At 53.0% G+C, this 25,200-nt stretch carries 21 protein-coding genes and 1 tRNA gene; 14 read left to right on the top strand and 8 right to left on the bottom strand.

The features are described from left to right. Positions 1 to 88: 88 nt before the first annotated feature. The 4 genes from B5E77_RS05920 to B5E77_RS05905 all read right to left on the bottom strand — a co-directional run bounded on the left by B5E77_RS05920 (position 89) and on the right by B5E77_RS05905 (position 3,733). On the bottom strand, positions 89 to 784 hold the full coding sequence (locus B5E77_RS05920) for an ABC transporter ATP-binding protein (protein WP_087164446.1): 696 nt from the start codon (positions 782 to 784) through the stop codon (positions 89 to 91). A 103-nt stretch (positions 785 to 887) separates the two neighbouring features. Beyond that, a complete protein-coding gene (locus tag B5E77_RS05915; RefSeq protein WP_087164445.1) occupies positions 888 to 2,117 on the bottom strand; it encodes a sensor histidine kinase in 1,230 nt (409 codons plus the stop codon). Continuing rightward, positions 2,117 to 2,812 (bottom strand): response regulator transcription factor, encoded by a 696-nt coding sequence (locus B5E77_RS05910; protein ID WP_087164459.1) that lies wholly within the window; start codon positions 2,810 to 2,812, stop codon positions 2,117 to 2,119. The genes B5E77_RS05915 and B5E77_RS05910 overlap by 1 nt, the downstream gene beginning before the upstream one ends. Positions 2,813 to 3,112: 300 nt before the next feature. Continuing rightward, complete coding sequence (locus B5E77_RS05905) at positions 3,113 to 3,733, bottom strand: flavodoxin family protein (RefSeq protein ID WP_087164444.1); 621 nt, start codon at positions 3,731 to 3,733, stop codon at positions 3,113 to 3,115. Between the two features lie 179 nt (positions 3,734 to 3,912). Here B5E77_RS05905 and metA point away from each other — a divergent pair, with 179 nt between their 5' ends. Next, the gene (metA, locus tag B5E77_RS05900; protein ID WP_087164443.1) at positions 3,913 to 4,830 is read left to right on the top strand and encodes a homoserine O-acetyltransferase MetA; all 918 of its coding nucleotides are present in this window, start codon (positions 3,913 to 3,915) and stop codon (positions 4,828 to 4,830) included. Positions 4,831 to 4,909: 79 nt separating this feature from the next. Then, positions 4,910 to 5,764 (top strand): DegV family protein, encoded by an 855-nt coding sequence (locus tag B5E77_RS05895; RefSeq protein ID WP_087164458.1) that lies wholly within the window; start codon positions 4,910 to 4,912, stop codon positions 5,762 to 5,764. 33 nt (positions 5,765 to 5,797) lie between these two features. On the opposite strand, the gene B5E77_RS05890 is transcribed toward B5E77_RS05895, so the two are convergent. Together B5E77_RS05890 and B5E77_RS05885 are read right to left on the bottom strand one after the other, a co-directional pair. After that, positions 5,798 to 6,178, bottom strand: a complete 381-nt coding sequence (locus B5E77_RS05890; protein WP_087164442.1) for a hypothetical protein — start codon at positions 6,176 to 6,178, stop codon at positions 5,798 to 5,800. A gap of 15 nt (positions 6,179 to 6,193) precedes the next feature. Continuing rightward, positions 6,194 to 6,469, bottom strand: a complete 276-nt coding sequence (locus B5E77_RS05885; RefSeq protein WP_087164441.1) for a DUF1294 domain-containing protein — start codon at positions 6,467 to 6,469, stop codon at positions 6,194 to 6,196. A gap of 327 nt (positions 6,470 to 6,796) precedes the next feature. On the opposite strand from B5E77_RS05885, the gene glyA reads away from it, so the two are divergent. The 5 genes from glyA to B5E77_RS05860 all read left to right on the top strand — a co-directional run bounded on the left by glyA (position 6,797) and on the right by B5E77_RS05860 (position 13,556). Next, complete coding sequence (gene glyA, locus B5E77_RS05880; RefSeq protein ID WP_087164440.1) at positions 6,797 to 8,038, top strand: serine hydroxymethyltransferase; 1,242 nt, start codon at positions 6,797 to 6,799, stop codon at positions 8,036 to 8,038. A 271-nt stretch (positions 8,039 to 8,309) separates the two neighbouring features. Further along, positions 8,310 to 9,035 carry an ABC transporter ATP-binding protein gene (locus B5E77_RS05875; RefSeq protein WP_087164439.1) on the top strand — a complete coding sequence of 242 codons (726 nt, stop codon included), beginning with the start codon at positions 8,310 to 8,312 and terminating at the stop codon, positions 9,033 to 9,035. Beyond that, positions 9,032 to 10,879, top strand: coding sequence for a COG1361 S-layer family protein (locus B5E77_RS05870; protein WP_087164438.1), 1,848 nt, complete (start codon positions 9,032 to 9,034; stop codon positions 10,877 to 10,879). Before B5E77_RS05875 ends, B5E77_RS05870 begins: the two co-directional genes overlap by 4 nt. A 17-nt stretch (positions 10,880 to 10,896) precedes the next feature. Then, positions 10,897 to 12,294 (top strand): ABC transporter permease, encoded by a 1,398-nt coding sequence (locus B5E77_RS05865; RefSeq protein WP_087164437.1) that lies wholly within the window; start codon positions 10,897 to 10,899, stop codon positions 12,292 to 12,294. A gap of 8 nt (positions 12,295 to 12,302) precedes the next feature. Then, positions 12,303 to 13,556 carry an N-acetylmuramoyl-L-alanine amidase family protein gene (locus B5E77_RS05860; RefSeq protein WP_087164436.1) on the top strand — a complete coding sequence of 418 codons (1,254 nt, stop codon included), beginning with the start codon at positions 12,303 to 12,305 and terminating at the stop codon, positions 13,554 to 13,556. Positions 13,557 to 13,601: 45 nt separating this feature from the next. Here B5E77_RS05860 and B5E77_RS05855 read toward each other — a convergent pair whose 3' ends face one another. Next, positions 13,602 to 14,429: an amidohydrolase family protein gene (locus tag B5E77_RS05855; protein WP_087164435.1), complete on the bottom strand. Its 828-nt coding sequence runs from the start codon at positions 14,427 to 14,429 to the stop codon at positions 13,602 to 13,604. Positions 14,430 to 14,618: 189 nt separating this feature from the next. Then, the gene (rbr, locus tag B5E77_RS05850) at positions 14,619 to 15,212 is read right to left on the bottom strand and encodes a rubrerythrin (RefSeq protein WP_087164434.1); all 594 of its coding nucleotides are present in this window, start codon (positions 15,210 to 15,212) and stop codon (positions 14,619 to 14,621) included. Between the two features lie 194 nt (positions 15,213 to 15,406). Here rbr and B5E77_RS05845 point away from each other — a divergent pair. The 7 genes from B5E77_RS05845 to B5E77_RS05815 all read left to right on the top strand — a co-directional run bounded on the left by B5E77_RS05845 (position 15,407) and on the right by B5E77_RS05815 (position 25,145). After that, positions 15,407 to 15,479: transfer RNA gene (locus tag B5E77_RS05845), tRNA-Gly, on the top strand. 164 nt (positions 15,480 to 15,643) lie between these two features. Then, a complete protein-coding gene (gene thyA / locus B5E77_RS05840; RefSeq protein ID WP_087164433.1) occupies positions 15,644 to 16,492 on the top strand; it encodes a thymidylate synthase in 849 nt (282 codons plus the stop codon). A gap of 38 nt (positions 16,493 to 16,530) precedes the next feature. After that, positions 16,531 to 17,031 (top strand): dihydrofolate reductase, encoded by a 501-nt coding sequence (locus B5E77_RS05835; RefSeq protein ID WP_087164432.1) that lies wholly within the window; start codon positions 16,531 to 16,533, stop codon positions 17,029 to 17,031. A gap of 64 nt (positions 17,032 to 17,095) precedes the next feature. Then, a complete protein-coding gene (locus B5E77_RS05830; RefSeq protein WP_087164431.1) occupies positions 17,096 to 18,121 on the top strand; it encodes a branched-chain amino acid aminotransferase in 1,026 nt (341 codons plus the stop codon). A 200-nt stretch (positions 18,122 to 18,321) separates the two neighbouring features. Then, positions 18,322 to 19,524, top strand: coding sequence for an FtsW/RodA/SpoVE family cell cycle protein (locus B5E77_RS05825; protein ID WP_087164430.1), 1,203 nt, complete (start codon positions 18,322 to 18,324; stop codon positions 19,522 to 19,524). Further along, positions 19,521 to 20,576, top strand: coding sequence for a flavodoxin-dependent (E)-4-hydroxy-3-methylbut-2-enyl-diphosphate synthase (gene ispG / locus B5E77_RS05820; RefSeq protein ID WP_087164429.1), 1,056 nt, complete (start codon positions 19,521 to 19,523; stop codon positions 20,574 to 20,576). Before B5E77_RS05825 ends, ispG begins: the two co-directional genes overlap by 4 nt. Positions 20,577 to 20,582: 6 nt before the next feature. Then, positions 20,583 to 25,145, top strand: a complete 4,563-nt coding sequence (locus B5E77_RS05815) for a PolC-type DNA polymerase III (protein ID WP_087164428.1) — start codon at positions 20,583 to 20,585, stop codon at positions 25,143 to 25,145. Positions 25,146 to 25,200 lie beyond the last annotated feature (55 nt).

Genomic DNA, 25,200 nt, shown 5'->3' with positions numbered 1-25,200 from the left:
GCATAACCTTAACTTTTCAATATTCAATTTTTAAAGCAGCCACCGAAAGATGGTTTCTTTGTCATGCGATCAAGGGAATGGATACCCTCTACTTTTCATTTTCAATCTTATTCCCTCCCAAATCCGTGAGGACGCCGTCCGAGACCTGAAAGACCCGGTCTACAGACGCCGTCAGGCTTCTGTTGTGGGTGATCATCAGAATGGTCTGCTGGAAGCGCCTGGAAGCTCTGGTGAGCAGAGCAATGACGTCCTGGCTGTTTCTGCTGTCCAGGTTTCCGGTGGGCTCGTCTGCCAGAATAAGCTTGGGACGGGTGATGAGCGCCCTGCCGATGGCGGTGCGCTGCTGCTGGCCGCCGGAGAGCTGGCTGGGAAGATGCTTCCGCCGGTCTTTAAGCCCCAGAAGCTCCAGCAGCTCATCCACCTCATCCTGCTTTGGCTGGCGGTAATCCAGAAGCAGAGGAAACAGAATGTTCTGCTCGACATTCAGTTCGGGAACCAGCTGAAAGGCCTGGAAGATAAAGCCGATGCCGCGCCGCCGGAAGATGGTGCGCGCCTCATCCTTCATGGAGAACAGGTTCTGCCCGTCTATCAGCACAGTTCCGGATGTGGGGACGTCCAGGCCTCCGATACAGTTTAAAAGTGTGCTCTTGCCGGAACCGGATTCGCCGATGACAGCGGCGAACTCCCCCTTTTCAAGAGAAAAGCTGACATTTTTCAGCGCGTCTACCTTCGCCTCGCCCTTTCCGTAGGTTTTGCAAAGGTTCTGGACCTTCAGGATTTCCATTGATTAAGACCTCCCTTTCAGAAAATAGGTGTTGGTATTTGGAGGAACGGTCCCTCCGGCTCTGATCCTAGCAGAGCTGCCTTACAGCAAGGTGAATTTTGCCTTACGGTTTTGTAAGGAAGGAGAGAGTAAACGCAGTTCCCTCACCGGGAGTGCTCTGCACGGAAATCAGGCCGCCCTGTCCTTCAATAATGGATTTTGCAAGGGGAAGCCCCAGGCCGACGCCCGTCGTATCAAGAGAGCGGCTGCTGCGGTAAAAACGCTTAAAAATATGATGAATGTCTTCCGGGGCGATTCCGCTGCCGTCGTCTGCGACAGTGATCTGGAGCATGGCTGGTGTGTGTTTCCAGGAAATCTGGATATGTCCGCCGGCATCTGTGTGATCGAGCGCATTTTTCACCAGATTGCCGATGGCCTCGCTGGTCCAGCCGGCGTCGCAGTACAGAGTCGCTTCGGGATCGCCGTTTATCAGGAGCTCCTTTCCCTCCTGTCTGGCCCGTTCAGTCAGATCGCTTAATGAGCGGGAGATAAGCTCGGGCAGCGGGTGCGCCTTCTGCTCAAAGACGATATTTCCGGTATCCAGGCGGGTGATTTTCAGCATGGAAAGGATGAGCTGCTCCATGCGCGTGAGGGCAGCTCCCATCTTTCCGGAAAATTCACGGACTGCGTCTGCGTTGTCCGGTTCATCCGCCAGAATTTCCTGATACATCGCAAGGGCTGCCAGCGGGGTTTTCAGCTGATGCGAGATATCAGAAATCGTAGTTTTGAGAAATTCCTTTGTCTTGTGCTCTGTCTCGTTTTTGGACTGCAGGATTGTGGCCAGCTGTTCCACAGAGGCAAAGAGGCGGAAAAGCTCCCCTTCCTGATTCTGCGGCAGGTGAGCGGAAAAGTCGCCGTCTGTATAGCTCTGGATGATCTGTCCGGCCTGAAGATACAGCCGCCTGCGGCTGCGGAAGAAAAGAATGGTTCCAAGGAAAAGGATCAGACCCAGGAGGAGAAGCAGTCCGGCGAGAAAAATCAGGTTCTCCCGGAGAAAGCTGTTCAGGAAAGGGAGAAGCCAGGAGGAGGAAGACTCCCCAAAACTGATTTTGTTCAGTAGGGCTTCTCCCTCCGGGCTGACGGCGCTGCCGGTAAGAGCGGCTGCGATGGCGGTCTCCGGAACGCCCTGTTCCAGGAGGGCGGAGGCAGCGGCTTTACTGTGGAGCAGATACATTTCCCTGGCTGTGTGAAGCTGAAAAAAGCAGAAAAGACTGAAAAGGGCAGCGGCCAGAACAGAGAAAAGAAGCAGAAAAGAGCAGAAATGCCGAACCTGCCGGTCTTGAATCATATGCATCATACCTCCTCCTTCCACTGGTATCCAAAGCCCCGGACTGTGATGATGCGCCGGGGATTGGAAGGATCGGCTTCCACCTTTTCCCGGAGGCGCCGCACATACACGGACAGAGTATTGTCGTCCACAAAGCTTCCGGCCTCGTCCCAGAGCTCATTCAGAATAGCGTCTCTTGTGACGATGCGGCCCGCGTTGCGCAGCAGAAGGCCAAGCAGGCGGTATTCAGCCCCTGTCAGCTCCAGGGGCTTTCCGTCCAGAAAGGCACGGCTGCTCAGAAAGTCGATTGTGACGCTGCCGCAGGTAAGGGAGGAGCCGGCGTCATGCTCTGATATCCGGGCCCTGCGCAGCAGGGCCCGGATACGGGAGCAGAGCTCCCCGAGCCGGAAGGGCTTGGTGATGTAATCGTCTCCGCCGCAGTCCAGGCCGCGGATGACGCTGACCTCCTCGTCAGAGGCGGTCAGAAAGATGACGGGAATCCGGCTGCCCTGCCGGCGCACTCGTTCGCAGAAGTCGAAGCCGGTTCCGTCCGGCAGGGTGACGTCCAGGAGCAGCAGGTCGTAGCGGCCGATTTCGGGAAGAAGCCCGGCGGCCTCCCGAAGCGTCCGGACAGCCTCCGTCTCAAAGCCGTTTTTCTTTAAAGAATATTTTAATCCGTCTATGAGGCTGATATCGTCCTCCAGCAATAATAATCTGTTCAAAAAAATTCCTCCGTCGGCAGCCGGCCCGTATAGAAGAGAGCCGGCGCAAGTATTTGCGATGTCATCCTCTGCTGACAAGCTTACACGTTTCCAATGTCCCGTATGTTCTTGTCAGCAGGGGTACTGTCCTTGTTATTATATCAGATTCCGGGGATTCTTACCTTACAGAATCGTAAGGCAGCAAAAGAATGAAAAGAGGGATTCGCTGTCTGAAAAGAGGCAAAAAACAAAAGAGGGCAATCCCCTGGCTGCCGCTCATAACCGAAGCGGCCGGAATGCCAGAGGGCTCCTTCCTTTCGTTTAACGGATAAAATTCGTCATCTGATGCTCTTCCGGGATTTCCGGAAGGCCATAGGCTTCCTTTCCGAGCTTGATGCTCTTCATGAGAAAGGCCATATTTCTCGCCAGAGTCCGCATGGTCTGCAGGCCTTCAGCATCCTGGAGAGCCTCGCCCGGCGTTCTGCCGTGGATGCTGTTCCAGTACTGGCTGGAGGCTACCGGCATGCCGGAGATCGTGAAATACTTGTTCAGCTCGTCGAAGGTAGCGGAAAGGCCGCCTCTTCTGGCTGCGACCACGCTTGCGCCCACCTTCATGGTCTTGTCAAAGGGTGTGCTGTAGAACAGGCGGTCGAGAAAGGCAATCAGCGTTGCGTTTGCAGAGGCGTAGTAGACGGGGCTTGCAATCACAAGGCCGTCGCAGGCTTCGAATTTGGGAGCGGTCTCGTTGACCAGATCGTCAAAGGTACAGGCTCCCTTTTTATGACAGACACCGCAGGCAACGCAGCCCCGGATATCCTTGTTTCCGACATGGATCAGTTCGGTCTCGATTTGCTCCTGCCCGAACACCTTCTCCATCTCATGAAGTGCAATATAGGTGTTTCCCTCTTTGTGAGGGCTTCCGTTGATCATTAATACTTTCATGTCAGTTTCCCTCCTTTAAATACAGATTATATCACAGACCGAATCAAAGTGAAGATTCATTTTTGCAGGATAGCCAACCGGTAAAAAATGTGCTATAGTAATAATCAGTGTCCGTGCTCGCGGGAAGAGCCGGACAGAAGAAATCGGCATGAAAATGAAGGCGGAGGAGTGAAGCAAAGATGCCAATTAAGGTACAGAGTGATTTGCCTGTAAGGGCAATTCTTGAAAGTGAAAATATTTTCGTCATGGATGAGACGCGGGCGCTGAATCAGGATATCCGTCCGTTGAAGATAGGAATCCTGAATCTGATGCCTTTGAAGGAGGACACAGAGCTTCAGCTGCTGCGTTCCCTGTCCAACACACCGCTGCAGCTGGATATCACCTTTATTATGGTCAGCAGCCATGAATCCAAGAATACGGCTCAGAGCCACATCAACAAATTCTATGAGCCGTTCTGCGAGATCAAAAAGCGGCGCTTTGACGGCCTGATCATCACAGGAGCTCCGGTGGAGCAGATGGAGTTTGAGGAAGTGGATTACTGGGAGGAGCTGGTAGAGATCATGGACTGGGCTGACGCGCATGTTACGTCCACGTTCTTTATCTGCTGGGGAGCGCAGGCAGCGATGTATCATTTTTATGGACTGAAGAAAAAGCTGCTTCCGCAGAAGCTGTTCGGCCTCTACCGCCACAAGGTGCGCAACCGGAAGGAGCCGCTGGTGCGCGGCTTTGATGATGAGTTTTACGCGCCTCATTCCCGGCATACGACTGTAGATGCGGAGGAAATACGGGCCTGCAGCGAGCTGACGATTCTGGCGGAGTCTGAGGAGGCGGGCGTCTTTATCGCCATGGCTGAGGAAGGACGCAAGATTTTCGTCTTCGGGCATCCGGAGTATGACAGGCTGACGCTTGAGAAGGAATATGTGCGGGATAAGAGCAAGGGGTTGGATATTCAGCTTCCGAAGGATTATTTCCCGGACAACAACAGCGAAAACAGGCCTCTTCTGATGTGGAGAGCGCATGCAAATACATTATATACAAACTGGATCAATTATTACGTATATCAGCTTACGCCGTACGTGTGGGAGGATGAGCGGTAAAGGCTGCCTTATGGTGGCTTTCTCTTGTCTGTTGCAGAAAAGGAAGCTGATCTCGTATTATGACAGAAAGGGAGAATTTATGAGCAAAATACTTTTAAGCGCCGACAGTACCTGTGATCTGGGGGCTCAGCTGAAGGAGCAGCACCAGGTACATTATTATCCGTTTCACATTATTTTGGACGGAAAGGATTATCAGGATAATGTGGATATTACGCCGCAGGATATTTTTCAGGCCTATTATGACAGAAAGCTTCTTCCACAGACGGCGGCCATCAACGTGCAGGAGTATCTGGACTATTTTACGCCCTTTGTGGAGCAGGGATATGAGATAGTGCACCTGAATCTGGGAGGAGCTCTTTCCAGCGCGCACCAGAACTGTGTGCTGGCGGCAAAGGAGCTGCCGGGGGTCTATCCTGTAGATTCCTGTAACCTGTCTACAGGAATCGGCCACCTGGTACTGGATGCGTCCGACTGGATCCGGCAGGGGCTTTCTGCGGCCGAGGTGGCGGCCCGTCTGGAAAGCCGGAAGAGTCTGGTTCATGCCAGCTTTATTCTGGATACGCTGAAATTTATGAGTGCCGGCGGCCGGTGCAGCAGCATCACTGCACTGGGAGCGAACCTGCTGAATATTAAGCCCTGCATCGAGGTAGACAATACCTCCGGGGCCATGCATGTGGGCAGAAAATACCGGGGAACCCTGGATAAGGTGCTTCCGCGCTATGTAAAAGACACCCTGCAGTCTTACGAGAAGCTGAATACAGGGCGCCTTTTTATCACGCATTCCGGTATCGATGAGTCTTATATTGCCTTGGTAAAGGAGGCCGTGGAGCAGGAAGCCTCCTTTGACAATATTTATATCACGCAGGCCAGCTGTACGATCTCCTGCCATTGCGGGCCGAATACACTGGGAATCCTGTTTGAGACAGAGGAATAGAAGCGATATTCGGCGCTGGCTCAGACAGAAGCCTTACGCAGAATAGATTCCGGCATTTTTTATAATCACCTTAGCTCCGATCTGGATCTGCTCCCTGGAGACACCTCTCAGAGCCAGCCCCACATGTTCGGTGCGGTATGCGGCGCCGTTTGGGCGCCGTTCCTTTACGCGGACGTCTATGCCGGTGATTTCAGCAGAGAGATTTCCTGCATCCTGTACGATGACAGCGGTCTCCCCTCTTCTGCACATGCCGGATTCGATGACGCCTGTCACGACGGTTCCTGTGCCGATAATGGTAAAGGTGTCGTCAATTGTGAGAGAGAAATTCTGGTTCATGCATGCAGGCACGTTGATTCGTTCCATGTATGCGGCCTCTATTTCCTTCTCTTTTCTGCTTCTTCCAAATAAGCCCATGTTTAAATCTCCTTTTTATCTAAAAATATAATATGAGACTGCCAGAGCAATCTGCACAATCAGAATACAGGGCATGCCGATCCGGAAGGATGCATGCTTGGTTTTATGCCGGAATACCTGCATGCCGAGAAGCGCGCCGATACTGCCGCCGATGATGGCGGACAGAAAGAGCGTCTTTTCGGGAATGCGCCATTTATGACGCTTTGCCTTCCTCTTATCCAGGCCCATGAGCAGGAAGGCAAGCAGATTTATGATAATAAGGTAAAGAATAATAATAGAAGCGGGTTTCATAAGGATCTCCTTTTTTTATCTTTGCAGACAGTATTTTCTGTTTGGAGCTTGGCGCCGGTGCAGGATAGATGCCGATATGAATATCATACCGTATAGAAGGTGAGAAGGCAATTGCAGTTTTGCAATAATGCCTGGCGGTTTTGGGATTTTAAACCGGAGCTTATCAATCTTTATAAGCCTGTGAGAACAGAAAGCAGATTCCGGAAAAAACACTTGCTTTTTTCATCCCCGTCTAATATAATAGGCTCATATGTGACAAAGACAAATGTACGCGTCACAAGGACATTAAAAGAATGCTTCAGGGCAGATCACAGGAGGAAGAGAGAGATGTATTCATTGGAAGAAGTGAGAGCGGCTGACCCGGAAATCGCGGCCGCGATTGAGGCGGAGATGAACCGCCAGAACAGCCATATCGAGCTGATTGCGTCAGAAAACTGGGTATCCAAGGCGGTTATGGCGGCTATGGGCAGCCCTTTAACAAATAAATATGCAGAGGGCTATTCCGGAAAGCGGTATTACGGCGGCTGTGAATGCGTGGATGTGGTAGAGGATCTGGCGATTGAGCGTGCAAAGAAGATTTTCGGCTGCGAATATGTGAATGTGCAGCCTCATTCCGGGGCGCAGGCGAATATGGCAGTGCAGTTTGCGATGCTGAAGCCGGGCGATACGATCATGGGACAGAATCTGGCCCACGGCGGACATCTCACACACGGAAGTCCTGCCAATTTCTCCGGAACCTATTTTAATGTGGTGCCTTATGGAGTCAATGATGACGGCGTACTGGATTATGATGAAATCCGCCGCATTGCGCTGGAATGCAGGCCGAAGATGATTATCGCAGGAGCGAGCGCCTATGCCCGGACCCTGGATTTCAAGCGGTTCCGCGAGATCGCAGATGAGGTAGGAGCGTATCTGATGGTAGATATCGCTCATATTGCAGGACTGGTAGCGGCAGGGCTTCATCCGAGCCCGATTCCCTATGCGCATGTGACGACGACTACGACGCACAAGACCCTGCGCGGGCCGCGCGGCGGCATGATTATGTCGGACGCCGAGACTGCAAAGAGGTTTAATTTCAACAAGGCTGTATTCCCCGGGATCCAGGGCGGTCCTCTGATGCATGTGATTGCTGCAAAGGCGGTCTGCTTCGCGGAGGCACTGACTCCGGAATATAAGGAGTACCAGACGCAGATCGTGCAGAATGCCCAGGCGCTCTGCAAAGGCCTGATGGACAGAGGAATTAAGATCGTGTCCGGCGGTACAGACAATCATCTGATGCTGGTAGATCTGACGCCGTTTGATTTGACCGGAAAGGAAGTGGAGCATCTTCTGGATGCGGCGAATATAACGGCCAACAAGAATACAATCCCGAATGATCCCAAGTCTGCATTTGTGACCAGCGGTATCCGGATCGGTACGCCGGCGGTGACCTCCCGTGGCCTGAAGGAGGAGGATATGGAGACGGTAGCCGAGGCGGTTGCCATGATGATCAAGGAGGGCGAGAGCGCAACCGAAAAGGCAAAGGAGCTTGTAAAGAGCCTGACAGACAAGTATCCGCTGGATATGTAAGGGTTTGTTTGGACGGAGTATAAGAATACGTTCTCAGAATTTAAGAAGCATAGTATAAAATGACGATGGGAGGCCCCCGGAATCCGGCAGCGGATTCCGGGGGCCTTCTGCGCAGAGTCGCGGATTTTGGCGGTTCAAGACTTCAGAATATTAAAGAATTCTTAAATAGTTTTTTCGAAATTCTTGTGCTATACTGAAACCGTATAATACAAGATATGGTAGAATTGTAAGATATGCCGTGCGATTCTGCCGGAAGCGGGAGAACGAAAAAATGGCGCAGAAAAGAGAAGCGGTAATACAGGTGCGGAACCTGTACAAGATATACCGGATAGGCGAGAACCGGGTCAGGGCCTTAAACGGCGTAAGCCTGGATATCTACAGGGGGGAGTTCTGCTCGATAGTAGGTCCCTCTGGCTCCGGAAAATCCACCATGCTGAATATGCTGGCCGGTCTTGAGAAGCCGACAAAGGGCGAGATTGTCATAAGCGGAACCCATCTGGAGCATATGAACGAGAGCCAGCTGGTCCGCTTCCGGAGAGAGCATGTGGGATTTATTTTTCAGTCCTTTAATCTGCTGGGAACGATGAATGCGGTAGAGAATGTGGCCCTGCCGCTGATGTTCCGCGGTGTTCCCAAAAAGGAGAGGCTGGAGAAGGCAGATAAGATGATAGAGCTTGTGGGATTGTCCAGGCACAAGGCTCACAGGCCGAACGAAATGTCGGGAGGCCAGCAGCAGCGCGTGGGCGTGGCAAGGGCTCTCGTGGTAGATCCGGAAATCATTTTCGCGGATGAGCCCACGGGAAACCTGGATTCCAATACGTCGGCGGAGGTCATGGAGCTGATGAAAAAAATCGTGAGGGAGCAGAACCAGACGCTGGTCATGGTAACTCACGACAACCATCTGGCCAGCTTCGCGGACAGAATATTCCATATTATCGACGGAAAGATCGTGCAGATAGAAGACAATCGAGGAAACAGGGAGGAAGAGGGAGAATGAGAAACCTTGGATTAGCAAAAAAAGCATTGCTGCTGGCGCTTTGTGCCGCGCTGGCTGTTCCGTCTGTGGGACTGGGCTGGATGCCGATGACGGCGGAAGCGGAAGAAGCTCTGGAAGGAGTAGGAGCGGATGGCGCTGCGAAGACGGCGACATTGGACAATGGCAGCGATCCTGGTGATGAGGGCAATCCTCCGTCAGAGCAGCTGGTTACAGAAGAACAGAAGATATCGTTAAAAAGAGTTCTGATCAGCCATTATAATATTAAGAAGGCTCAGATTGAACAGGCTGGCAACAGTGAAGCAGCTCTGCAGTATCTCCAGAGTATGATCGGTGATATCACGAAACCGAATGAGGTGGGCGGAACGCTTGCTGCTGAGATGTATACCAGCAATCTGACTACATTTGAAACGGATGTGAAAGGCCAGCTGGATGCTTACACTGTAAAGGCTGAAACACCCGAGCAGCCTGAGGAAGAGCCCCAGCCGTCCACCAGCAACAGCAACATCATGATCGGCGGCAACTGGGTGACTCCGGTAGCGAACGCAGGCCAGTACGTGAACGTCGTTCTGCCGGTGGTGAATATGGGGCGGAGCTGGGTCGATCACGTCGTGGTGACGCCGCAGATCAGCCAGGACGCAGCCACATGGCCCTTTGAGATCGAGACATCCAATTACAGCCAGACCATCGAGGGCCTTCCGGGAACGGATAACGGCGGCTCCGATATGGACAGACGGCGGGAGCTGACCTGGACGCTGAAGACGAGAAAGGACGCGCCCAGCGGGTATGTGCCGATTAACTTTAATGTGTCCTATGAGGATGAAAATAATGTGCTTACCAATGTGACGCTGACCTCCTATGTAAAGGTGGTGGGCACTACAGGTGTGTCTGCAGACGGAAAGGCGTCCACGCCGCGGGTGATTGTCACGGGCTTTTCAACAGATCCGGAGACTGTTCACGCAGGTGAGACCTTTACCCTGACACTTCATATGCAGAATACCTCTCAGGCGACTGCGGTCAAGAACATGGTCTTTGACATTCAGGCGGCCAGTGAGAGTACCGATACAACCTATGTAGCGGCAGCCTTTCTGCCGACGGCCGGTTCCAGCACGATTTTTGTGGATCAGATTGCGCCGGGGGCTACAAAGGATATTTCCATGGAGATGGAAGCACGGGCGGATCTGGCTCAGAAGCCCTATGTCGTGAATGTGAAAATGAACTATGAGGACGAGAACGTCAATGCCTATGAGAATACAGCCAGTGTTTCGATTCCGGTCCGCCAGGAGGCGAGGATCGATACCAGCAGTATTGAGGTGATGCCGGAGACGATCGACGTGGGCTCAGATGCCAACGTTATGTTCAGCATTTATAATATCGGAAAAACGCAGCTTTATAACACGACAGTGAGATTTGTCGCGGATTCTATCAGCGGAGGAGAGACTTATCTCGGAAATATTGCGCCGGGCGCTACGGGAAATGTGGATGCCTACCTGACAGGCGCGGCGGCCACGATGGATGAGGGAATCGTAAAAATAGAGATTACCTTTGAGGATGAGGCCGGAGAGGCGACAACAGTGGAAAGAGAGATGAATCTCTATGTCACCGAGCCTTACTATCCGGAAATGGATATGGGGATGATGGAAGACCCGATGATGGACCAGGGCGGCGGATTTAAGCTTTGGTACGTGCTTGTGCCGCTGGTTCTTGTGATTGCGATAGTCGTGGTGATTCTGGTGATCCGCAGGAAGAATAAGAAGAAAAAAGAGCAGGCGGATGAGCTGAGCGGTCTGGATGACGATTTGGCTGATATGACGGACGATGACGGGCAGAATCACTGGAACGAGTAAAAGAAAGGGAGTAATCCATGAGTTATGTTGATTTGCTCAGAATGAGCCTGAGCAGTCTCTGGCGGCGGAAGCTGCGGACGGTTCTGACGGTGCTGGGCGTGGTCGTAGGCACGGCTTCCATTGTGGTTATGATATCCCTCGGACTGGGGCTGAATAAGGCCAGTATGGAACAAATCGAGCAATACGGCGGCCTGACGACGATCACAGTCTATCCCAATGAAGGTGGCTACAGCTATACGAGCTATGCAGGCGGGGGCGTCATGATCGAGAGCGCAGGCTCCAGCGACAGCGGAAGCAGCGAGCCTATCCGCATTGACGACGCAATGATGGAGAGCCTTTCCCAGATAGAGCATGTGGAGATTGCTTCTCCGGTACTGTCCATTTCAGCGCTTGCAAAACAAGGAGTCTGGGAAGGAAATATCTATATCAGGGGCATGAGCCAGGAAGCATTGGAAAGCCAGAATATCAAAGTGGCGGAGGGAAGTCTGCCTACATCACAGGAAGAGCTTCAGCTGTTTTATGGAAATACAGTGATTACAAATTTCTGCAATGCGAAGACCCAGCAGGATTACTGGGAGACGGGAGAGCTTCCGGAGGTAGACTTTAACGATCCCATGTTCGTGATTTTCGATATGGACGCTTATTATAATAATAAATACGGCGGGACAGACGAGAATGGAACCCCGGTTCCGGCTCCGAAGAAGTATCTGGTTCCTGCCTGCGGCGTGATGGAGGGAGGGCCGGACGATTATTCGGACAACAATTCCAGCTATGTCCTCTGTAATGTGGAGGCCCTGAAGGCACAGCTTCAGAAAGCGTTCAAGGGGAAAGCTATTCCGGGACAGCCCACGAACAGCGCGGGAAAGCCCTATAAAGAAATTTATTATGATGAGGCGTATATCCGCGTGGATGATATGAAATATGTGGAAGAGGTACAGGAGCAGATCCGTGCTCTTGGCCTGCAGGCAAGCAGCAATATTGAGTGGATGAACCAGGTGCAGGAGCAGTCACGCTCTATCCAGGCGGCTCTGGGCGGAATCGGCGCGGTTTCCCTCTTTGTGGCGGCTATCGGCATTGCCAATACGATGATGATGTCCATTTATGAGCGGACGAAGGAAATCGGCGTCATGAAGGTGCTGGGCTGTGATCTGTCGGCGATCCGGAATATGTTTCTGACGGAGGCAGGCTTTATCGGCCTGATAGGCGGAGCGATCGGCCTGATTCTGAGCTACGGCATCTCTGCGGTTATCAACTTTGTAATGAGGGGCATGTATGATTCGGGAATCTCGTATATTCCCATTTACCTGTCTCTTCTGGCGCTGGTATTTGCGGTGATTATCGGTATGCTGGCCGGACTGTTTCCGGCGCTCCGGGCGATGCGCCTGAGCCCTCTGGCGGCTATCAGAAATGAGTAGGACAGAGTATGAAAAAGAGAAGAAGGAGACGCAGGCGTGCGGGCTTTCGGAAGCTGCCTGTATTTCTGCTGATGGCTGTGCTGGCAGCAGCGGCAGCCTTAGGTATACATCAGATTATGAGAGGGGAGTGCGGACCTGGCAGCGATGCCGGGTCTGCTGTTTTGATGGGCGCAGGCGGCCGGATAGAGGAGGCTGTCCGCGATACGGAAGAACGGCAGGAAACGCAGCAAAAGCTTCAGGAACCGGCAGAAGAAATGACCGGTGCAGAGCAGACGGCGCAGGACCTTGAGGCAGATTCCAGCGGGAAATACGCTTCCGATCCGGAGAATGCGCCGAAGCTTCGGATTGTGCTGGATCCGGGACATGGAGGGCCGGGAATCACAGACGAACAGGAGCTGGGAGCGATTTACCGGAATACGTATGAGAAATATCTGACTCTCGAAATTGCAAGGGCATTGGGAGAAGAGCTGTCGCAGTACGGAAATGTGGAAATCTTTTATACAAGAGAAAGTGACACAGCCCTGACGCTGAAGGAAAGGGCTGCCTATGCAGCGTCTGTAGACGCCGATGTTTTGATAAGCCTGCATCTGAATGCTTCCAGGGAGCACAACCTGTTCGGCTCAGAGGTCTTTGTGTCTGCATATGGGGAGAAATATGCGTATGGTTCCGGGCTTGGCAGCAGGATTCTTTCTGAGCTTGTGGATTATGGCTTTGCCTCCAAGGGCGTGAAGACAAGGCTTGGCAGCCATGGAGACTATTATGGAATTATCCGTGAATGCGGCAGCCTTGGAATTCCTGCGATCATAGTGGAGCACGGATATATGGACGAGGATCGGGACTGGGGACGGATGGACAGTGAAGAAGAGCTTCAGGAGCTCGGAAGGAGAGACGCGGCGGGCATAGCGGCCTATTTCGGGCTGGAAAAGGGAAGAACTCTGGCAGAGCTTATGGAACCAGAGCTTGAGCTCCCTGAGATATCGCCGGTGCAGCCGGACATCACGCCTCCAGAGGAGGTATGGTACACGCTTTCACGAGTCAGTGAAAACAGTGCGGAGATCACACTGTATGCAGAGGAGCCGGAGAGCAGCCTGATGTATTATGATTACAGCTTGGATGGAGGAGAGACATGGCAGAGCGCGCAGGAATGGACGGAAGAGGGGCCGGTTACGTTTGCTGCGGAGATATCAGCCAGCCAGGAATCGGATCTGATTGTCCGCGCTTATAATACGTATGAATTGAGAACGGAGGCAGAAAGACGGTAGCAGCCGTCCGGAGAAATAGAAAGGAGCCGGGCAGCGGGGAGCCCCTTACAGGGGCAGACCCAGCAGCCGGGCTCCGTTTTTGTACAGGATTTGTTCCAGCTCTTCTTCTGTAAAGCCGATTTTCCGGATGTACTCCACGTCCTCCTTCTGGCCGCTCCAGGGAGAATCCGTGGCAAAGAGAATTTTGTCGATGCCGTGGTTTCTGCACATGCGCAGAATCTGGCTTGGCAGGGCCAGACGCAGAATGTAGGCCAGATCCATATAATAATTGCCGCCCACCAGGAGCTGCTCTGATTCATTTTCCATGTCATGGCCGCCCAGATGGGCCAGAACAAGCTTCCCGGTAGAGCCTCCGGGGAAGACGTCCTGAATCATGCGGCGGAGGCGTTCGGGTGTGGCGTTTACCTGCTTGGGAAAGCCCAGATCCCGTCCGCAATGGATGGAGACGATAAGGCCCAGCTGTGTGGCGTAATCGATGATACGCTCATAGCGGATATCGTCGATGTACGTATTCTGGTAGGTGGGATGAAGCTTGATCCCTTTCAGGCCCAGCTGCTGGATGATGTGCAGCTCCTCCCTGTAATCGGGAGAGGCGGGATGGATCCCGCCGAAGGAAATGACAGAAAGGCCTTCCTCATCCGGCTCCTCATGGGTAATGGCCCGGGCGAATTCATTGATGTGGCGGAACTGCTCCGGCCTTGTGACGATGGGAAGCACGACGGAGTGGGTGACGCCTGCCTCCTTCATGGAGAGACGCAGCTCCTCCAGGGTTCCGTCTGTATAAGCGACTACCCTGCCTGTAAATTCCAGACCGTAGACAGCCTTGTGGGCGATTTTATCAGGAAATATGTGAGTATGAAAGTCTATGATCATAAAAGGGAACCTCCTTGTCAGCCGCGTCCAGCCCGGAATATCCGGCAGGAATATTTCTGTCTGCGGCAGCAATACCTATTATAAGAGGTTCCCTGATATTTTTCAAGCGGCGCTTCTCCTGTGCATCCTCTGTCTTTTGAAGGGCGCAGGGCTGGTGTGGAACCAGCCCTCAGGAGGAAGGCCGCGGATTCAGCTGAGCATAAGACTGGAAAGGCGGATGAAATATCCCTGCTCTTCCTGGCATACCGGGCAGCGGGGAGGAACCTCGCAGCCAGTGTAGATATGGCCGCAGTTCAGGCAGATCCAGGCTTCCTCCTTTTCAGAGGAAAACAGGCGGCCCTCATCCAGAAGCCTTGCGAAGGCGCCGAAACGGTCTCCGTGAGTTTTCTCAATCTTGGCGATATTATGAAATGAGGCAGCTATCTCGGGAAAGCCTTCCTCGCGGGCAATATCGCCGAAGGTTCTGTAGACAGGGTCATGCTCCTCGTATTCGTTATGCTGGGCGGCCTTTAAGAGGTCGCTGACGCTGGCAGAAATGTCTACGGGATAGCCGCCGTCCACATGAATCGTGGTTCCGGCAAGCTGCTTCAGGTGATCGTAAAAGATTTTTGCATGGGCGCGCTCCTGGTTTGCGGTAAAGCTGAAAACAGCTTCGATCACAGGGAGCTGCTGGCGCCGTGCCTGGGATGCGGCAAAGGTGTAGCGGTTCCGGGCCTGGCTTTCACCGGCGAAGGCCCGCATGAGGTTTTCTCTGGTTTCGCTTTTCTGAAATTCTACTGACATAATGATACTCCTTCCTCTTTTTGGGATAGTATGTGCGGAAGCTGGAAAATTTATCAGAAAACCGGAAAATATCCATCTGTTTCACGGTGAAAAAATATTTTAAATATTTTTTTCAAAAAGTGTTGACAAATGGATCTTTTTCATGTAATATACAACATGTCGCTGATGAACAGCGGCAAGACACAACAGAAGATGCGATAGTGGCGTAGTTGGTAACGCGCGACCTTGCCAAGGTCGAGACCGCGGGTTCGAGTCCCGTCTATCGCTCTTGGGAAGTCCTGAGAATCAGGACTTCTTTTTTTTGTCCTCCTGCTTCCGCAGGATTCTGCCGGCAGATCTTTTTTCAGCTTGTCAAGCCGCAGGGAATTCCCTATAATGAAATGATAAGAAACAGCTTATAAAGAAAAACGGGACAGGGAGGCAGGAAGAGGATGAGCTACGCAGATCAGGTATTTATAGACATGTGCCGAGATATTATTGAAAACGGCACCAGCACGGAAGGAGAAAAGGTACGCCCGAAGTGGGAGGACGGAAACTTCGCCTATACGATAAAAAGATTCGGCGTTGTGAACCGTTATGATATCTCAAAGGAATTCCCGGCGCTGACCCTGCGAAGGACAGGGCTTAAGAGCTGCATGGATGAGATTCTGTGGATTTACCAGAAGAAATCCAACAATATCCATGACCTGAACAGCCATATCTGGGATGAGTGGGCAGACGAGACCGGATCTATCGGGAAGGCCTACGGCTATCAGATCGGTGTGAAAAGCCATTACAAGGAAGGCGATATGGATCAGATGGACCGGGTGCTGTTTGATCTGAAGGCCAATCCCTACAGCCGCCGGATTATGACAAACACCTATGTGTTCTCAGATTTGAGCGAGATGCATCTGTATCCCTGTGCCTACGGGGTGACCTACAATGTGACGAAACGGCCCGGAGAGGACAGGCTGGTGCTCAATATGATTCTGAATCAGCGTTCCCAGGACGTGCTGGCGGCGAACAACTGGAATGTGTGCCAGTATGCGATTCTTCTGATGATGGTGGCGCAGGTGAGCGGAATGGTTCCCGGCGAGCTGGTTCACGTGATTGCAGACGCTCATATCTATGACAGGCATGTGGATATCATCAAGGAGCTGATTTCCCGTCCGGCGTATCCGGCTCCGAAGGTATCGCTGAATCCGGATGTGACAGATTTTTATGCGTTTACCACGCAGGATCTGATTGTCGAGGACTATGTGACAGGGCCGCAGATTAAGGATATCCCCATAGCGGTGTAAAAAAGCGGGGAAAAGCTTGGGAAAGGTGGAAAAGAGAGATGAATCTGATTGTAAATGTGGATAAAAACTGGGCGATTGGATATAAGGGAAGGCTGCTGGTCAGCATTCCGGAGGATATGAAATTTTTCCGTTCGGAGACGACGGGCAAGGTGGTGGTGCTGGGCCGCAAGACGCTCGCCACGTTTCCGGGCGGCCTGCCGTTGAAAAACAGGACGAACATCATTCTGACCCGGAATCCGGATTTTTCGGCAAAGGGAGCAGTCGTGTGCCATGATGTGGAGGAAGCGCTGGAAGAGCTGAAAAAATATCCTTCCGAGGACATTTACATCATTGGAGGCGACACGATTTACAAGCAATTTCTTCCCTACTGCGATGTGGCGCATGTGACACGGACGGACCATGCGTATGACGCAGATGCCTGGTTTCCGAATCTGGACGAGGATCCGGACTGGGAGCTGACGGGGCAGAGCGGGGAAAAGACGTATTTTGACCTGGAGTTTACCTTCTGCCGGTACGAGCGGAAGAAGAAGGATTTTTGATTGCGCAATGGAAAAAAGTGATCTATAATGTATAAAATTGCAGCAGTTCAGGAGGAGACTGGTTATGGAAAAGAAGAATATTGACTGGGGAAATCTTAGCTTTGGGTACATTGTGACGGATAAGCGCTATGTATCCAATTATAAGGACGGCGCATGGGACGAGGGCGTTCTCACAGATGACGCCAACGTAGTTCTGAATGAATGCGCCGGTGTTCTGCAGTATGCGCAGACAGTGTTTGAAGGCCTGAAAGCCTATACAACAGAGGACGGCCATATCGTGACCTTCCGCCCTGATCTGAACGCAGAGCGCCTGGAGCAGTCCGCGAAGCGCCTGGAGATGCCTGTATTTCCGAAGGAGCGCTTTGTAGACGCTGTGACGCAGGTGGTCAGGGCAAATGCAGCTTATGTGCCGCCGTATGGCACAGGAGCGACCCTCTATATCCGTCCATACATGTTCGGAACCAATCCGGTCATCGGCGTAAAGCCTGCGGACGAGTATCAGTTCCGGATGTTCTGTACTCCGGTAGGCCCTTACTTCAAGGGCGGCGTGAAGCCGATCACGATCTGCGTGTCTGATTTTGACCGCGCGGCTCCTCACGGAACAGGTCACATCAAGGCGGGACTGAATTATGCCATGAGCATGCACGCGATTATGGAAGCGCACAGGAATGGCTTTGATGAGAATATGTATCTGGACGCGGCTACCAGGACGAAGGTAGAGGAGACAGGCGGAGCCAACTTCCTGTTTGTGACAAAGGACAATAAGGTGGTAACCCCGAAATCCGGCAGTATTCTTCCGTCTATCACCCGCCGCTCCCTGATTTACGTAGCAAAGGAGTACCTGGGCCTGGAGGTAGAGGAGAGAGAGGTTTTCTTCGACGAGGTAAAGGATTTTGCAGAGTGCGGTCTGTGCGGAACCGCGGCAGTGATCTCTCCGGTCGGCAGGATTGTGGATCATGGAAACGAGATCTGCATGCCCAGCGGCATGGAGAAGATGGGGCCGGTTACCCAGAAGCTGTATGACACTCTGACCGGAATTCAGATGGGAAGAATCGAAGCTCCCGAAGGCTGGATTCATGTGGTAGAGTAAGAGGAGCCTTTGGTTCTGACAGAGGATTTTTGACGAAAGAGAAAAGACTGCGTCTGTGACACTGCAAGGGAAGTCGAGATGCAGTCGTTTCTTTTTGAAGGCGTCAGCCTGGCGATTGTCATTTTCTGCTCTTGCGGGAGAAACCGCAAACACGTATAATAAAAAAGGAAACGGACTTGACAGATTTTCGGAGGAACAGCATGGCAAACAGAGGAAGGAAGAAAAGAGCGCTTTCCTATCTGCTCAATTATGATACGAACCTGATCGTGGCGGTCATTTTCCTGATCGTGTTCGGTCTGATTATGCTGTACAGCGCCAGCTATTATACAGCCAGCATGCGGCAGTCTTTTAATTACGATCCCGCTTTCTTTTTGAAAAGCCAGCTGAAATACAGTATCATCGGCCTCATCCTGATGCTGGTTGTGGCAAATATCAATTACCATAACTGGAGATACTTTGCCGTACTGGGGCTGATTGGTTCGGCAGTGCTGATTCTTTTGCTGCTGGTGCCGGGACTCGGCGTCAATGTAAAGGGAGCTACGCGGTGGATCCAGGTGCCGGGGATCGGCCAGTTTCAGGTGGCGGAGCCGGTGAAGGTGGCGATGATTATTTTCTCGGCGGCCCTGATTTGTAAATATGCGTCAGCGTTGAATAATCTGCGGATTTTTATCAAGGTGATGATCCCGACCGCAGTGATTTCTGTAATGATTCTGATCATCAGCGATAATATGAGTACGGCAGTGATTGTATTTGGGATCAGCTTTCTGATGGCTTTTATGGTGTATCCGAAGTATTATCCCTTTGTGATTATGGGAGCCATCGGAGCGGTTTTTGTAGGGGCTGTCATCTACTATTCCCTGTACCACGCGGATGCTGACTCCGCCTTCCGTATCAGCAGGATTCAGGCATGGCTGAGGCCATATTCGGAAGAGTATGCCGATACGTCCTACCAGCCGCTGCAGGCGCTGTACGCGATTGGATCCGGGGGACTGTTCGGGAAGGGGCTGGGAAACAGTATCCAGAAGCTGGGTGGAATCCCGGAGCCCTACAATGATATGATTTTTGCGGTGGTCTGTGAGGAGCTTGGCGTTTTCGGGGCAGGGCTGGTAATCCTGATGTTTATCTATCTTTTGTACCAGCTGTACAGCGTGGCCCAGCAGGCGGAGGATTTGTTTGGCCGTCTGCTTGCCATCGGGGTATTTTCCCATGTGGCCCTGCAGGTAATTCTGAACCTGATGGTGGTGACGAGCATCATTCCGACAACGGGCGTGACCCTGCCCTTCTTCAGCTCTGGAGGAACGGCGACGGTTTTTCTGCTGATTGAGATTGGCATGGTACTGAATGTGGAAAAAGTGAGCCGCTTTCAGAGAGAGCGGGAATTGAGGGAGGCAAGAGCCGTATGAGAGAGCATACAAAGGTGATTAAAATCGGAGACAGAGTCATCGGCGGAGGAAATCCGGTGCTGATTCAGTCTATGACAAATACAAAGACAGAGGATGTGCGCGCCACTGTGAAGCAGATACAGGAGCTGGCTGCAGCGGGCTGTGATATCATCCGCTGCGCTGTGCCGACGTTTGAAGCGGCGAAGGCCCTGGCAGAGATTAAGAAAGAGATTTCGATTCCGCTGGTGGCGGATATTCATTTCGATTACAGACTGGCGATTGCCGCGATAGAAAACGGAGCGGATAAGATCCGCATCAATCCCGGCAATATCGGAAGCCGCAGCCGTGTGCAGGCAGTTGTGGACGCGGCAAAGGAGCGGCAGATTCCGATCCGCGTGGGCGTAAACAGCGGCTCTCTGGAAAAGGAGCTTGTGGAGAAGTATCATGGCGTGACGGCGGAGGGCATCGTGGAGAGCGCTCTCGACAAGGTGCACCTGATTGAGGACATGGGATATGACCAGCTGGTCATCAGCATCAAATCCTCAGACGTCCTGATGTGTGCCCGCGCCCATGAGCTGATTGCGGACAAGACGGATTATCCGCTTCATGTAGGAATTACGGAGGCAGGAACCCTGTTTTCCGGAAATATCAAGTCTGCGGTTGGGCTCGGGATCATTCTCTATCAGGGAATCGGCGATACCATCCGCGTGTCCCTGACCGGAGACCCGCTGGAGGAGGTACGGTCCGCGAAAAGAATCTTAAAGACGCTGGGTCTGAAGAAGGGCGGCATTGAGGTGGTGTCATGTCCCACCTGCGGGCGGACGCAGATTGATCTCATCGGCCTTGCAAACCGGGTAGAGCGCATGGTGGAGGATATTCCGCTGGATATCAAGGTGGCAGTCATGGGCTGCGTCGTGAACGGCCCGGGCGAGGCGAAGGAAGCGGATATCGGAATTGCAGGCGGTGTGGGAACCGGTCTTCTGATTAAAAAGGGCGAGATTGTAAAGAAGCTTCCGGAGGATGAGCTTCTGGAGGCGCTGCGCCAGGAGCTTCTTCACTGGGGCGAGGAGTAGATACATATGACGAGAAGGTTCGAGGAGGTGTTTCCGCCTTTGGAGCTGGAGCAGAGCTTTCTGGATCTGCTGGGCCAGGTCCGGGTGGAAAAGGTGACCTCTAACCGGGCAAAAAATTTCATACGGGTCTATCTTGTAAGCGGAAAGCTGATCCATAAGGAGCAGCTTTTTCAGCTTGAGCGCGCGCTGAAGCGGAAGCTGTTTGGGCGCGCGGAGGTAGAGCTGAAAATTCTGGAGCGGTACGAGCTGTCAGGCCAGTACACGCCGGAGAAGCTCCTGGAGCTTTACAAGGACAGTATTCTTTATGAGCTGAAGCATTACAATATTCTGGAATATAACCTGTTCCGCGGGGCAGAGATTTCCTTTCCGGAGCCAAACGTCATGAAGCTGGAGCTTCGGAAGACGACGCTGGGCGAGGACGCGGCGGACGAGCTGATCCGGGTGCTCTACAAGATTTTCACGGAGCGCTGCGGCCTTGATCTGCATATTCGGACAGAATTTGTAGAGCAGGAGGAGGAACAGAAGCGGCGGACAGGACGGACGGATATCGAGCAGCAGGCGGCCAGGCTGATCGAGAACATGATTCAGCTGCAGAACGCGCAGGAGCAGGCTGCAGACGGGCAGGCCCGTGAGGGCGGAAGCTCCGGGCCTGCAGGCGGACAGGCAGAGGCGGCGGGAGGCGCGGCTGCAGGAGGGCATACGGGAACGAAGCAGGGCGGATCCCAGAAAAAAGGAACGTCCGGAAAGAGCGGAGCAGGCGGAGCCAAGAAGGGCTATGGCGGCTTTGGACAGAGCGAGTATGCCTACGGGAAGCATCTGAAGAGTGCGAATTCCCGGTTCCGCGGCGGTAAGAGCCCCAATCCTGACGTGCTGTATGGGCGTGATTTTGACGATTCCGACATCATCGATCTGGTACAGATAGTGGGCGAGATGGGAGACGTGGCTATCCATGGACAGATCACAGGCTGGGATGAGAGAGAGATCCGCGGCGGAAAGACGATTGTCACGCTTACTGTCACAGATTATACCGACACGATCCATGTAAAGGTTTTTGCAAAGGATGAGGAAGAGCTGAACGCTCTGCGGGAAAAGGTAAAAAAGGGAGCCTTTGTGTGCATTTTTGGAACCACGGCCCAGGATCGCTTTGACAATGAGCTGAATATCGGCCATGTGCGGGGAATCAAGAAATCCTCAGATTTCCGGAAGCCCCGGATGGATAACAGTGAGATGAAGAGGGTAGAGCTCCACTGCCATACGAAGATGAGCGATATGGACGGCGTCTCGGATGTGAAGGATATCATCAAGAGAGCCAAGTCCTGGGGCCATACTGCGATCGCTGTGACGGATCACGGCGTCGTGCAGGCTTATCCGGATGCCAGCCACAGCCTGGACAAGGGAGATTCCTTCAAGGTGATCTACGGCATGGAGGGCTATCTTGTAGACGATATGAAGGATATCGTGGAGGATGCAAAAGGGCAGAGCCTTGACGCGCCTTATGTGGTCTTCGACATTGAGACGACCGGCTTCAGCGCGGAAAACGACCGGATCATCGAGATCGGTGCAGTCCGCGTGGAAGGTGGAGAGATTACAGACAAATTCAGCGTCTTTGTGAATCCTCAGACTCCGATTCCGTTTGAGATCGAGAAGCTGACCGGCATCAGTGACGAGATGGTCATGAGCGAGCCTGCGATTGAAGAGGTCCTGCCCCGGTTTCTGGAGTTCTGCGAAGGGGCTGTTATGGTAGCCCACAACGCAGGCTTTGATATGAGCTTTATCCGCAAAAACAGCGAACGCCAGGGGCTTCCCTGTGCGTTTACGGTGGTGGATACGGTGGCTCTGGCCAGAGTGCTGCTGCCGAAGCTACCCCGCTACAAGCTGGATACGGTGGCGAAGGCCTTAAATGTCTCTCTGGAAAACCATCACCGGGCTGTGGATGACGCGGGCTGTACCGCAGAAATTTTTGTAAAGTTTATCCAGATGCTGAAGGACAGGGACATTACGGATCTGGACGGCGTAAACCAGATGAGCGCTCTGGATAAGGAGGCAGTCAAGAAGCTTCCCAGCCATCATGTGATCATTCTTGCGAAAAATGAGATCGGGCGCGTGAATCTGTACCGTATGGTATCCTGGTCTCATCTGGATTATTATGCGAGAGTGCCCAGGATTCCGAAGAGCATCCTGCAAAAATACAGGGAGGGCCTGATCATCGGATCCGCCTGTGAGGCGGGAGAGCTGTACCAGGCCCTGGTGCGTTCCGCGCCGGAGGAGGAGATCGCGAGGCTGGTGAATTTCTATGATTATCTGGAGATTCAGCCTCTTGGAAACAACGAGTTCATGCTGCGGGGAGAACGGCCGGTCTTTGAGTCGAAGGAGGACTTGATCCGCCTGAATAAAAGGATCGTTTCTCTGGGTGAGCAGTTCCACAAGCCTGTGGTGGCTACCTGCGACGTGCATTTCCTGAACCCGGAGGACGAGGTCTACCGCCGCATTATCATGGCCGGAAAGGGCTTTAAGGATGCGGACGATCAGGCTCCGCTTTATCTGCGGACGACGGAAGAGATGCTGGCGGAGTTTGAATACCTGGGAAGCGATAAGGCCTGGGAGGTCGTGGTCGGAAATACGAATAAGATTGCGGATATGATAGAGCGGATTTCTCCGGTGCGGCCGGATAAGTGTCCCCCTGTCATTGAAAATTCCGATCAGACCCTGCGTGATATCTGTTATGAGAAGGCGCATTCCATTTACGGGGATGAGCTGCCGTCGGTAGTGACGGAGCGGCTGGAAAAGGAGCTGCACTCCATTATCTCCAATGGCTTCGCCGTAATGTATATCATTGCCCAGAAGCTGGTGTGGAAGTCCAATGACGACGGCTACCTGGTAGGCTCCAGAGGCTCGGTCGGCTCGTCCTTCGTGGCGACGATGGCGGGCATCACGGAGGTCAACCCGCTGCCGCCTCATTACTATTGTCCATCCTGCCATTACAGCGATTTCGAGTCGGAGGATGTCCGGAAATACGCAGGAGCAGCCGGCTGTGATATGCCGGACAAGGCCTGCCCGGTCTGCGGCACTCCTCTTAAGAAGGACGGCTTTGATATTCCTTTTGAGACGTTCCTGGGCTTTAAGGGCGACAAGGAGCCGGATATCGACCTGAACTTTTCCGGCGATTACCAGTCGAAGGCCCATAAATACACGGAGGTCATATTTGGAAAGGGACAGACCTTCCGGGCGGGGACCATCGGTACGCTGGCAGACAAGACGGCGTACGGCTATGTGAAAAATTATTATGAGGAACGTGGACAGCACAAGAGGGGCTGTGAGATTGAACGGATCGTGCAGGGCTGCGTAGGCGTGCGCCGTTCGACAGGCCAGCATCCCGGCGGTATCGTCGTGCTGCCTCACGGGGAGGAGATCCATTCCTTTACGCCGATTCAGCATCCTGCCAATGATATGACGACGGATATTATCACGACACATTTTGATTATCACTCCATTGACCACAACCTTCTGAAGCTCGATATTCTCGGGCACGATGATCCGACGATGATTCGTATGCTGGAGGATCTGACTGGGATCGACGCGAAGACGATTCCGCTGGACGATCAGAAGGTGATGTCGCTGTTTAAGAGTACGGAGGCCCTGGGAATCAGCCCTGAGGATATCGACGGCTGCCCGCTGGGGTGCCTCGGCATCCCGGAGTTCGGCACGGATTTCGTAATCCAGATGGTCGTGGACGCGAAGCCGCAGTCCTTCTCAGACCTGATCCGGATCTCCGGACTGTCTCATGGTACGGACGTGTGGCTGAACAATGCCCAGCGCTTCATCAAGGAGGGCAAGGCGACGATTTCCACAGCTATCTGTACCCGTGACGATATCATGCTTTATCTGATTCAGATGGGCGTAGAGCCAAGCCTTTCCTTTACCATCATGGAGAGCGTGCGTAAGGGAAAGGGCCTGAAACCGGAGTGGATCGAGGCCATGAAGGCGGCGGGCGTGGAGGACTGGTACATCGAGTCCTGCACGCTGATCAAATACATGTTCCCGAAGGCCCATGCGGCGGCCTATGTTATGATGGCCTGGCGTATCGCCTATTGCAAGATCAATTATCCGCTGGCCTATTATGCGGCCTATTTCAGTATCCGTGCCTCAGCCTTCAGCTACGAGCTGATGTGCCAGGGAAAGGAGCGCCTGGCCTATTATATGGCAGATTACAAGCGGCGCAGCGACTCCCTGTCCAAAAAGGAGCAGGATACCATGAAGGACATGCATATCGTACAGGAAATGTATGCCCGGGGCTTTGAGTTCTGGCCTATCGACATCTACCGGGCGAAGGCACATCATTTTCAGATTATCGACGGCAAGCTGATGCCGGCCTTAAGTACGATCGAGGGCCTGGGCGACAAGGCGGCGGATCAGCTCTATGAGGCGGCAAAGGACGGTCCCTTCCTGTCCAAGGACGATCTGCGGACCAGAAGCAAGCTGTCCAAAACAGTCGTCGATTTGATGGGAGACCTGGGGCTTCTCGGAGACATGCCAGAGTCCAACCAGCTTTCGCTGTTTGATTTTGTATAAGCAGTATGCATGCGCGCCGGGCGTCGGCCCGGCGCAGCATGGGATCCAGCTGCGG

It is taken from the genome of Lachnoclostridium sp. An131 (assembly GCF_002160825.1).
Classification (GTDB): Bacteria; Bacillota; Clostridia; order Lachnospirales; family Lachnospiraceae; genus Laedolimicola.
Note: the sequence above shows the minus strand (reverse complement) of the source record. Positions and strands in the feature narration are given on the sequence as shown.

What these genes read in the sequence shown, in the direction of transcription:
- B5E77_RS05895 (WP_087164458.1), top strand. Translation starts at nt 4,910, where the DNA reads ATGAGCAAAATACTTTTAAGCGCCGACAGTACCTGTGATCTGGGGGCT.
- B5E77_RS05870 (WP_087164438.1), top strand. Translation starts at nt 9,032, where the DNA reads ATGAGAAACCTTGGATTAGCAAAAAAAGCATTGCTGCTGGCGCTTTGT.
- B5E77_RS05865 (WP_087164437.1), top strand. Translation starts at nt 10,897, where the DNA reads ATGAGTTATGTTGATTTGCTCAGAATGAGCCTGAGCAGTCTCTGGCGG.
- B5E77_RS05885 (WP_087164441.1), bottom strand. Translation starts at nt 6,469, where the DNA reads ATGAAACCCGCTTCTATTATTATTCTTTACCTTATTATCATAAATCTG.
- B5E77_RS05835 (WP_087164432.1), top strand. Translation starts at nt 16,531, where the DNA reads ATGAATCTGATTGTAAATGTGGATAAAAACTGGGCGATTGGATATAAG.
- B5E77_RS05815 (WP_087164428.1), top strand. Translation starts at nt 20,583, where the DNA reads ATGACGAGAAGGTTCGAGGAGGTGTTTCCGCCTTTGGAGCTGGAGCAG.
- B5E77_RS05830 (WP_087164431.1), top strand. Translation starts at nt 17,096, where the DNA reads ATGGAAAAGAAGAATATTGACTGGGGAAATCTTAGCTTTGGGTACATT.
- ispG (WP_087164429.1), top strand. Translation starts at nt 19,521, where the DNA reads ATGAGAGAGCATACAAAGGTGATTAAAATCGGAGACAGAGTCATCGGC.
- B5E77_RS05905 (WP_087164444.1), bottom strand. Translation starts at nt 3,733, where the DNA reads ATGAAAGTATTAATGATCAACGGAAGCCCTCACAAAGAGGGAAACACC.
- thyA (WP_087164433.1), top strand. Translation starts at nt 15,644, where the DNA reads ATGAGCTACGCAGATCAGGTATTTATAGACATGTGCCGAGATATTATT.
- B5E77_RS05875 (WP_087164439.1), top strand. Translation starts at nt 8,310, where the DNA reads ATGGCGCAGAAAAGAGAAGCGGTAATACAGGTGCGGAACCTGTACAAG.
- B5E77_RS05890 (WP_087164442.1), bottom strand. Translation starts at nt 6,178, where the DNA reads ATGGGCTTATTTGGAAGAAGCAGAAAAGAGAAGGAAATAGAGGCCGCA.
- rbr (WP_087164434.1), bottom strand. Translation starts at nt 15,212, where the DNA reads ATGTCAGTAGAATTTCAGAAAAGCGAAACCAGAGAAAACCTCATGCGG.
- B5E77_RS05920 (WP_087164446.1), bottom strand. Translation starts at nt 784, where the DNA reads ATGGAAATCCTGAAGGTCCAGAACCTTTGCAAAACCTACGGAAAGGGC.
- metA (WP_087164443.1), top strand. Translation starts at nt 3,913, where the DNA reads ATGCCAATTAAGGTACAGAGTGATTTGCCTGTAAGGGCAATTCTTGAA.
- B5E77_RS05825 (WP_087164430.1), top strand. Translation starts at nt 18,322, where the DNA reads ATGGCAAACAGAGGAAGGAAGAAAAGAGCGCTTTCCTATCTGCTCAAT.
- B5E77_RS05855 (WP_087164435.1), bottom strand. Translation starts at nt 14,429, where the DNA reads ATGATCATAGACTTTCATACTCACATATTTCCTGATAAAATCGCCCAC.
- glyA (WP_087164440.1), top strand. Translation starts at nt 6,797, where the DNA reads ATGTATTCATTGGAAGAAGTGAGAGCGGCTGACCCGGAAATCGCGGCC.
- B5E77_RS05915 (WP_087164445.1), bottom strand. Translation starts at nt 2,117, where the DNA reads ATGCATATGATTCAAGACCGGCAGGTTCGGCATTTCTGCTCTTTTCTG.
- B5E77_RS05860 (WP_087164436.1), top strand. Translation starts at nt 12,303, where the DNA reads ATGAAAAAGAGAAGAAGGAGACGCAGGCGTGCGGGCTTTCGGAAGCTG.